This window comes from Acidovorax sp. SRI_002 (genome assembly GCF_057586455.1).
On record NZ_JBYCZW010000015.1, the window covers coordinates 2,501 to 5,555 of the forward strand.

Genomic DNA, 3,055 nt, shown 5'->3' on the forward strand with positions numbered 1-3,055 from the left:
ATAAGCTTTGATCCGGAGATTTCTGAATGGGGAAACCCACCTCGCAAGAGGTATCGCATGATGAATACATAGTCATGCGAGGCGAACCGGGTGAACTGAAACATCTCAGTAGCTCGAGGAAAAGACATCAACCGAGATTCCGAAAGTAGTGGCGAGCGAAATCGGAAGAGCCTTCTAGTGATAGCACGACTGTTAGCAAAACGGAATGGAAAGTCCGGCCATAGCAGGTGATAGCCCTGTATGCGAAAACAGACGTGTGGTACTAAGCTAGAGAAAAGTAGGGCGGGACACGAGAAATCCTGTCTGAATATGGGGGGACCATCCTCCAAGGCTAAATACTCGTAATCGACCGATAGTGAACCAGTACCGTGAGGGAAAGGCGAAAAGAACCCCGGGAGGGGAGTGAAATAGATCCTGAAACCGCATGCTTACAAAAAGTAGGAGCCCGCAAGGGTGACTGCGTACCTTTTGTATAATGGGTCAGCGACTTACATTCAGTGGCAAGGTTAACCGAATAGGGAAGCCGTAGAGAAATCGAGTCCGAATAGGGCGAATCAGTCGCTGGGTGTAGACCCGAAACCAAGTGATCTATCCATGGCCAGGATGAAGGTGCCGTAACAGGTACTGGAGGTCCGAACCGACTAGTGTTGCAAAACTAGCGGATGAGCTGTGGATAGGGGTGAAAGGCTAAACAAACTTGGAAATAGCTGGTTCTCTCCGAAAACTATTTAGGTAGTGCCTCAAGTATTACCGTCGGGGGTAGAGCACTGTTTAGGCTAGGGGGTCATGGCGACTTACCAAACCTATGCAAACTCCGAATACCGACGAGTACAGCTTGGGAGACAGAGCACCGGGTGCTAACGTCCGGACTCAAGAGGGAAACAACCCAGACCGCCAGCTAAGGTCCCTAAAATTGGCTAAGTGGGAAACGAAGTGGGAAGGCTAAAACAGTCAGGATGTTGGCTTAGAAGCAGCCATCATTTAAAGAAAGCGTAATAGCTCACTGATCGAGTCGTCCTGCGCGGAAGATGTAACGGGGCTAAGCCAGTTACCGAAGCTGCGGATGTGCAATTTATTGCACGTGGTAGGAGAGCGTTCTGTAGGCCTGTGAAGGTGTCTGGTAACGGATGCTGGAGGTATCAGAAGTGCGAATGCTGACATGAGTAGCGTTAAAGGGGGTGAAAAGCCCCCTCGCCGTAAGCGCAAGGTTTTCTACGCAACGTTCATCGGCGTAGAGTGAGTCGGCCCCTAAGGCGAGGCAGAGATGCGTAGCTGATGGGAAACAGGTCAATATTCCTGTACCGATCAATAGTGCGATGTGGGGACGGAGAAGGTTAGCTCAGCCAACTGTTGGATATGTTGGTTCAAGCCTGTAGTCGTGCCTGGTAGGCAAATCCGCCGGGCTTAGATGAGGGGTGATAACGAGTCTGCTTGCAGACGAAGTGAGTGATACCCTGCTTCCAGGAAAAGCCACTAAGCTTCAGCTATTGACGACCGTACCGCAAACCGACACTGGTGCGCGAGATGAGTATTCTAAGGCGCTTGAGAGAACTCAGGAGAAGGAACTCGGCAAATTGATACCGTAACTTCGGGAGAAGGTATGCCCCAAGTAGGTGAACCTGTACAAGGCGAGCCCAACGGGGTTGCAAAAAATCGGTGGCTGCGACTGTTTAATAAAAACACAGCACTCTGCAAACACGAAAGTGGACGTATAGGGTGTGACGCCTGCCCGGTGCTGGAAGATTAAATGATGGGGTGCAAGCTCTTGATTGAAGTCCCAGTAAACGGCGGCCGTAACTATAACGGTCCTAAGGTAGCGAAATTCCTTGTCGGGTAAGTTCCGACCTGCACGAATGGCGTAACGATGGCCACACTGTCTCCTCCTGAGACTCAGCGAAGTTGAAATGTTTGTGATGATGCAATCTCCCCGCGGAAAGACGGAAAGACCCCATGAACCTTTACTGTAGCTTTGTATTGGACTTTGAACAGATCTGTGTAGGATAGGTGGGAGGCTTTGAAGTGATGTCGCTAGATGTCATGGAGCCAACGTTGAAATACCACCCTGGTGTGTTTGAGGTTCTAACCTAGGTCCATTATCTGGATCGGGGACAGTGCATGGTAGGCAGTTTGACTGGGGCGGTCTCCTCCCAAAGCGTAACGGAGGAGTTCGAAGGTACGCTAGTTACGGTCGGACATCGTGACGATAGTGCAATGGCATAAGCGTGCTTAACTGCGAGACTGACAAGTCGAGCAGATGCGAAAGCAGGACATAGTGATCCGGTGGTTCTGTATGGAAGGGCCATCGCTCAACGGATAAAAGGTACTCTGGGGATAACAGGCTGATACCGCCCAAGAGTTCATATCGACGGCGGTGTTTGGCACCTCGATGTCGGCTCATCTCATCCTGGGGCTGTAGCCGGTCCCAAGGGTATGGCTGTTCGCCATTTAAAGAGGTACGTGAGCTGGGTTTAAAACGTCGTGAGACAGTTTGGTCCCTATCTTCCGTGGGCGCTGCAGATTTGAGGAAGCCTGCTCCTAGTACGAGAGGACCGGAGTGGACACACCTCTGGTGTATCGGTTGTCACGCCAGTGGCATTGCCGAGTAGCTAAGTGTGGAAGAGATAACCGCTGAAAGCATCTAAGCGGGAAACTCGTTTCAAGATGAGATCTGCCGGGGCCTTGAGCCCCCTAAAGAGTCGTTCAAGACCAGGACGTTGATAGGTCAGGTGTGGAAGCGCAGTAATGCGTTAAGCTAACTGATACTAATTGCTCGTGCGGCTTGACCCTATAACTTTGATAGCCAACACACGCAAGTGTGAACAGCTCAAAGATTGTTATGCCAAGTTGACGCAGTCAAAACACACAAAATCTGATTCCAAACTCTATGAATTCGCCGAGCTGTTCCTCGAACAGCCCAGCACCAAGTTATGCCTGATGACCATAGCAAGTTGGTACCACTCCTTCCCATCCCGAACAGGACAGTGAAACGACTTTGCGCCGATGATAGTGCGGGTTCCCGTGTGAAAGTAGGTCATCGTCAGGCTCTTACAGCCCA

General features: G+C 50.9%; 2 rRNA genes (1 of these 2 only partly in view). Both read left to right on the top strand.

Going from position 1 to position 3,055, the window contains the following annotated elements:
- Positions 1-2,787 (top strand): 23S ribosomal RNA (locus AC2YJX_RS26185) (it extends 92 nt beyond the left edge of the window).
- Between the two features lie 143 nt (positions 2,788-2,930).
- Positions 2,931-3,043, top strand: a 5S ribosomal RNA gene (gene rrf / locus AC2YJX_RS26190).
- Positions 3,044-3,055 lie beyond the last annotated feature (12 nt).